Origin of the sequence: Streptomyces albospinus (genome assembly GCF_014648695.1) — a bacterium.
Taxonomy (GTDB): Bacteria; Actinomycetota; Actinomycetes; order Streptomycetales; family Streptomycetaceae; genus Streptomyces; species Streptomyces albospinus.
This window is the reverse complement of the sequence record NZ_BMRP01000105.1, coordinates 1-6,797: the sequence shown is the minus strand read 5'-3', so window position 1 is coordinate 6,797 and position 6,797 is coordinate 1. Positions and strand designations below refer to the sequence as shown.

The window sequence follows — 6,797 nt, the reverse complement described above, 5'->3', positions numbered from 1 at the left end:
GCCCACGCCCGCCCGGCCGGGGAGCCCACGCCCACTGGGCCTCCGAATCGATTCTGCCGTTTGCCTAATACTTTTAGGCATGTCCATAATCGGTTCTGCCGAATGGGAGGCTGGTTATGGCATACGCAGGGCTGACCCCGGAACGCCTGACCCGGGCGGGCGCGGAGCTCGCCGACGAGGTCGGCTTCGACCAGGTGACCGTCTCGGCGCTCGCCCGGCGGTTCGACGTCAAGGTCGCGAGCCTGTACTCGCACCTGAAGAACTCCCAGGACCTCAAAACCAGGATCGCCCTGCTGGCCCTGGAAGAACTGGCCGACCGGGCCGCCGACGCCCTGGCCGGCCGGGCCGGCAAGGACGCCCTGACCGCCTTCGCGAACGTCTACCGCGACTACGCCCGGGAGCATCCCGGCCGCTACGCCGCAGCCCAGCTCCGGCTGGACCCGGAGGCGGCGGCTGCCGGCGCCGGCGTCCGGCACGCGCGGATGATGCGGGCGATCCTGCGCGGCTACGACCTGGCGGAGCCGGACCAGACGCATGCCGTGCGGATGCTGGGCAGCGTCTTCCACGGCTACGTCAGCCTGGAGACGGCAGGCGGGTTCAGCCACAGCGCGCCCGACTCGCAGGAATCCTGGTCACGGGTGCTGGACGCCCTCGACGCCCTGCTGCGGAACTGGCCCGCGTCCTGACCCGCCGCGCCCCCTCCACAGGCCCCGCGACACCTCCGCGCGCCCGCCACCGACACCTCGACCAACAGGCTGGATCATGAACACCACGCATGACTGGATCACCACACCCGTCACCGCGGACCTCCTGCGCGGCGCCCTCGACCTGGAACGCACCGCACACGGCGTGCTGCCGCACCGGCTGCCGGCCCGGGCCCGCGCCCAGTGCGCCGACGGACAGCTCGCCATGGCGGAGTCCCAGCCCTCCGGCGTACGGCTGGTCTTCCGGACCCGGGCCACCGCCGTCGAACTGGACGCCCTGCCCACCAAGCGGGTCTACGTGGGCGCCCCGCCCCGCCCGGACGGCGTCTACGAGCTGCTCGTCGACGGCCGTCCGGTCGGCCGGGGCAACGTGACCGGCGGCAACACGCTGACGATCGACATGACCACCGGAACCGCCGAGCACCGGCCCGGCCCGGTGGGGACCGTCCGCTTCACCGGTCTGCCCGACGGCGTCAAGGACGTCGAGATCTGGCTGCCGCACAACGAGACCACCGAACTCGTCGCCCTGCGGACCGACGCCCCCGTCGAGCCCGCACCGGACCGGGGCCGCAGGGTGTGGCTGCACCACGGCAGTTCGATCAGCCACGGCTCCGACGCCGCCGGCCCCACCAGCACCTGGCCCGCGCTCGCCGCCTCCCTGGGCGGCGTGGAACTGATCAACCTGGGTCTGGGCGGCGGCGCTCTGCTCGACCCGTTCACCGCCCGCACCCTGCGGGACACCCCCGCGGACCTGATCAGCGTCAAGATCGGCATCAACCTGGTCAACACCGACCTGATGCGGCTGCGCGCCTTCACCCCGGCCGTGCACGGTTTCCTCGACACCGTCCGCGACGGCCACCCCACCGCACCGCTGCTGGTCGTTTCGCCCCTCCTGTGCCCCCTCCACGAGGACACCCCCGGCCCCAGCGTCCCCGACTTCGGCGCCCTCGGCGCGGGACAGCTGCGGTTCCGGGCCGCGGGCGATCCGGCGGAGCGCGCGACCGGGAAGCTGACCCTGGGCGTCATCCGGGACGAGCTGGCCCGGATCGTGGCGCAGCGGTCGGCCGAGGACCCGAACCTGCACTACCTGGACGGCCGCGACCTCTACGGCGAGGCCGACTTCGCCGAGCTGCCGCTGCCCGACGCGCTCCACCCGGACGCCGCCACCCACCGCCGCATCGGGGAACGGTTCGCCGGGCTGGCCTTCACCGCCGGCGGCCCCTTCACGGACCGCGGCGCCTGACACGGAAGGGCCGCGCCACCGGTGAGCGGCGGGAGTCTCGGTGCGCGGAGCGGCGGTGGCACGGCCGTCCGGCGACCGCACCACCGCGCCCGGTCACCCGGCCGCCGTCTCCTGGGCGTCCTCGGGCCGCCGGTACATCCGGGTCGCCGTGATCTGCCCGTGCACCGCCTCCCCGGCCGGGTCCTGCTGCGGCAGGCCCGGCCGCAGGTGCTCCTCGACGCTGATGTACTTCAGCCCCGCCCGCAGGTCCGCGTCATTGCGCAGCCGGATGACCAGCGGGAACTCCGCGAGCGCGGTGGTGTCGAACAGGCCGGTGGTGTAGAGCAGTTGGACGCCCAGCGCATCGGCGACGGCGCGCTGGAGCTCCAGCAGGTACGTGGCGTTGGCGCGGCCGATGGGGTTGTCCAGGAACAGCGTGCCGGCGTGCCGCTGCCGGTCGCGGCCCCGGTCGTTGCTGCGCAGCGCCGCCATCGTGCAGTACAGGGCGATGGCGGCGGTCAGCAGCTGGCCGCCGGAGAAGACATCGCCCATCTGCCCCACCGGGACCCGCTCGGCGCGCAGCACCGCATCCGGCTTGAGGATCTCCACGGCCACCCCGCGCGGCAGCAGCGCGGCCTGCACACCGCGCAGCAGCAGGGACATGCCGTCCCGCCGCAGATCGCTGTTCTTGCGGACCGCCGAGCGCGTCGCCTCGTCGATGACCTCGCCCAGCCGCTCGGTGAGCGTGGCCTGGTCGGGGTCCTCGAAGCGGATCCGCAGGAACTCCTGACCGGACCACTCCCCCAGCCCCTCGGGCAGCCGGGACAGCCGCTGGGCGGAGCGCAGCGTCGTCAGCGACGACTCCACCAGGCCGCGCAGCCGGTCGACGATGGAGTCGCGGTTGCGCTCCAGCTGCGCCAACTCGTCGGTGAGCACGCGCAGTCGGGGCGCGAACGCCTCCGCCCACTTGGCGGCGTGGTCCGGCAGCGCCGCGGCGGGCAGCTCGCGGATCTGCTGCCGGGCGGGGGTGCGCACCTGCTCGTACCGGGTGGAGTTGGCGTGCCGTACGAGGATGTCGGCAGCCTCGCGGACCGCGGCCTCGGCGGCGGAGAGGTCGGCGGCGCAGCCGCGCAGCGAGCGGCGGGACTCCGCGGCGGCCTGCCGGGCCTCGGCCAGGCCGGCGGCGTACGGCTCGATCTGCTCGGTCTCGCCGTCCTCGGCGTCGTGGTGGTCGCGCAGCAGATCCCGCAGCAGGGCCGCGGTCTCGTCGAAGCCGCCGGCCGCGTCCTCGGCGGCGCGGTGGCTGCGCAGCAGCTCCTCGTGCCGGTCCCGGGCGGTCTCCAACGCCTCGGTGGCGGTGGCCAGTTCGCCGTTGGCCGAGCGCAGCAGCCCCTTGGCCCGGTCGGCGTCCGCGGGCACCAGTTCGTCGGGCAGCTCGGTGTGCGCCTCGCCGTCCGTGGGTGCCAGCCGCTCCGCCTCGCCGCGGAGCCGGCCCAGCTGCTCGCTGGCGGCCGAGGCGCGGGTCTCCAGCATCTGCACCAGCGATTCCGCGCGGGACGCCGCGGCCTGGCGGGACGGGCCGTCGGCGGCGTCCGGGCTCTCCAGGAGCTGCTCGGCGCGGGTGCGGACCTTGTTGGTGAGACGGTTCAGCTCGGCCAGCGCCGCGGACTCGTCGCCCTCGGCGCGGGCCTGCTCTGCGCGCAGGTCGGCGCCGACGCCGACCTTCTCGTAGAGCTGGGAGGCGGCGCGGTACGCCTCGCGGAGCGCGGGCAGCGAGGCGGTGGGCTCCTCGGGGGCTTCACCCAGGTCGTCCGGGACACCGGCGATCTCGGACCGCTCGGCGCGCAGCGCGCGAGCGGTCCGGCGGGCGTCGTCGGCGGCGCGCTGGGCGGCCCGGCGGTCCTCGTCGGCGGCCCGGGCGCGGTCCACGCACTCCTCGGCGCGGGCCTCGAACTCGACCGCCTCATCGGCCAGTTCGCGCAGCCGCGACTGCCATCCGGCGCGCTCGCGCAGCCGGTGGGCGAGCCCGGCCAGCAGATCGGCGGCGCGCCGGGCGCGCTGCGCGGCCTCCTGCCGCTCGTCGCGCACGCCGGTGGCCTCCGCGGCGGCCTCGTCGGCCTCGGCGCGGGCCGTACGGGCCCCGGCCAGTTCGGCGGCGGACGCCTCGGCGGCCGTACGGGTCCCCTCCGCCGCCTCGGCCAGTTCGGCGAGCCGGCCCGCCGGGCAGCCCGCGCGCCAGGATCCGAGGCGGGCGGCCAGCGCTCGGTCCCCGGCGAGCCGCGCGGCCAGCGCCCGGATCTCCTCGTCGCGCTCCAGGGCGCGGGCGCGCAGCGCCTGGCGCTCCTCGTCGGCGGCGGACTCGTCGTGCATCGCCGGGTTCGGCGGTACGAGGAAGACGCCGGACGCGCCCGGGTCGTCCTCGCCGGCGGGCGGGGTGGGCGCGAGCAGCGCCGCGGCGGTGCCCACGGCGACGGCGGAGCGGGGCAGCAGTGCGGCCTGGGCGAGCACCTCGCGGGCCCGGGCGTGGGTGTCCGGGTCGGTGATGATCACGCCGTCGACGAGCTCGGGGCGGGCGGCCAGCAACCGGGCGTGGTCGGCCGGGTCGACGGACTGGGCGAGGTAGCGCCAACCGGGCAGCGCCGGGACGCCGTGCTCACCCAGATATTCCACCGCCGCCAGCACATCGGGTCCCGGGGGCAGCAGCCCGCCGTCACCGAGCGCGCCCAGGATCCGGGCGTCGTCGGCGGCGGCCGTCCGCAGCTCGAACAGCTGGCGCTCGGCGGCGGCGACGCCGTCCTCCAGCAGCTCCCGCAACGCGTCGGCGCTGCGGTCCAGTTCCTCGGCGGACAGCGGGCCGGCGGCGGCGCGGCGCGGCGTCCCGGACTCCGCGCCGGGCGTGGCCGTACGCGGGCCGGGCAGGGTGACGGCCGCCGCCTCGGGGAGCCCGAGGAGTTCGGCGAGCCGCTGTTCGGCGCCGAGCGACTCGGCGGCGCGGCGCTCGGCGTCGTAGGCGCGCCCGGCGGCCTGCGCGGCGTCCTCGGCACGGGCCGCGGCCAGTTCGGCGGCGGAGTGCCGGGCGGCGGCCTCGCGGGCCCGGTCGGTGGCCTGCCGGGCGGCCTCGCGGGCCGAGTCCCAGGCGGCCACCGCGGTCTTCTCGGCGTCCGAGGCGGCGAGCGCGGCACGGGCCGGATCGGCGTCCGGGGCGGAGTCGTCCAGCCAGCCGGCCCGGACGGCCTCCTCGGTCTCCTGGGCGACCTCGGCGAGCCGCTGCTTGAGGTGCTCTGCTTCACTGCGGGCGCGCTGGGCATGGGTGGCGGCCGTGGTGGCGTCGCGGTGCGCCGATTCACCGGCCTCCTGGAGGGCGGCGGACCGTTCCTCCTCCTCGTTGGCCACCCGCTCACCGGCCTCGGCGGCGCTGTGCAGCGCACGGACCAGGTCGGCGGCGGCGGTGGCACGGGCGGCGAGCGCCGGGGCGGCGTCCCGCTCGGCCTCGCGGATCGCGGCGGCGACCCGCGCGGAGCGGTCGGCGGCGGCGCGGTGCCGCAGTGCGATCTCGGCGGCCTGCCAGGCGCTGTGCAACGTACGGGCGTCGTTGAGCTCGCGGCGCTGGGCGGCGGCGCCCTTCTCGGCGGCTGCCAGGGCCAGCGAGGCGTGCCGGTAGGCGAGTTCGGCGGAGACCAGGGAGCGGCGCTCGCGGGTGCGCTCGGCGTCGGTGACGCGGTGCGCGGCGGCGGCGACCGCCTCGGCCAGCTCGGCGGCCCGGCCGCGCTCCTCGGTGCCGCGGGCGTGCAGCCGCTGGGCCAGCGCGCGGGTGCGGCGCTCCGCGCCGGCGTGCACCTCGCGGGCGCGCTCGCGGTGCTCGGCGGCCTCGGCGATGCGGGCGAGCAGGTCGAGCGATCCGGCGGTGAAGTCCCGCTCGGCGGTGAGTTCGGCGCGCCGGCCGAGCTTGTGGGCGAAGCCGTGGACGAGGTCGGCCAGGCCGTCGGTGTCCCGGGTGTCCGTGACGGCGCGCAGCAGCAGGTCGGTGAAGTCGGAGTCGTTCTTGACCGCGAAGAGGCCGGCCGCCTCGCCCTCGTCGGCGTTCATCTCCCGCTGGTAGCGGAAGAGTTCGGGGTCCAGGCCGAGGACACCGAGGTGTTCGTTCCAGCGCTCGTGGATCTCCTCCCAGACGACGTCCAGGTTGGGGTAGTTCTTCCCGGCTTCGGTGAGGACGTCCCGGAAGCCCTTCATCGTGCGGCGGCGGCCCTGCGCACCGGACGTGCCCTCGCCGTTCTCCTGCCGGGGCCGGACGAGGGTGGCCTCGGCGACGGGGAGCGAGTCGAGGCTCATCCCGGGGCCGGGCCGGAAGCTGTACCAGGCCTCGGCGAACTTCCGCGGGTCGTTGGAGACCTGCCGCCCCCGCCACTCGCTCACCTTGCCGACCACGACGGTCTCGCCGGTCAGCACGTGCTGCCACTCCAGTGCGACGTGCCCGCAGTCGTCGGCGAGCAGGAACTTGCGCAGCACACCGGAACTGGCACCGCCCAGCGTGTTGCGGTGGCCGGGCAGCATGACCGAGAAGATCAGCTTCAGCAGGACGGACTTACCGCCGCCGTTCTCCAGGAAGAGGACGCCCGCGGGCGCCGGGCGGCGCGGCGGGCCGGCCGGCTCGTCCTCGAAGAAGTCCGCCTGCGCCGGCGCCGGTCGGGGCACCGGTGCGCCGACTCCGCGCAGGTCCAGGACGGTGTCGGCATAGCGCGCACCGGCGGGCCCGATGGAGTAGAGGCGGACCCGGGACAGCTCGTACATGGCGGACTCTCGTTGGTGTGGGAGGGCGGGAGGGCGGTTGGTGGGGGGGGTGGTGAGAGCGGTTGGTGAGGGCGGGGGCGGTC

General features: G+C 76.0%; 3 protein-coding genes. 2 read left to right on the top strand and 1 reads right to left on the bottom strand.

Annotated elements, in window-relative coordinates; translation table 11 throughout:
• Positions 1-116: 116 nt before the first annotated feature.
• Both IEZ17_RS41120 and IEZ17_RS41115 read left to right on the top strand, forming a co-directional pair.
• Positions 117-686, top strand: a complete 570-nt coding sequence (locus tag IEZ17_RS41120) for a TetR/AcrR family transcriptional regulator (protein ID WP_189308749.1) — start codon at positions 117-119, stop codon at positions 684-686.
• Positions 687-762: 76 nt separating this feature from the next.
• On the top strand, positions 763-1,947 hold the full coding sequence (locus tag IEZ17_RS41115; RefSeq protein WP_189308748.1) for a GDSL-type esterase/lipase family protein: 1,185 nt from the start codon (positions 763-765) through the stop codon (positions 1,945-1,947).
• 93 nt (positions 1,948-2,040) lie between these two features.
• Here the strand turns inward: IEZ17_RS41115 and IEZ17_RS41110 are convergent, their stop codons facing one another.
• Positions 2,041-6,714 carry a hypothetical protein gene (locus IEZ17_RS41110; protein ID WP_189308747.1) on the bottom strand — a complete coding sequence of 1,558 codons (4,674 nt, stop codon included), beginning with the start codon at positions 6,712-6,714 and terminating at the stop codon, positions 2,041-2,043.
• Positions 6,715-6,797: the final 83 nt, after the last annotated feature.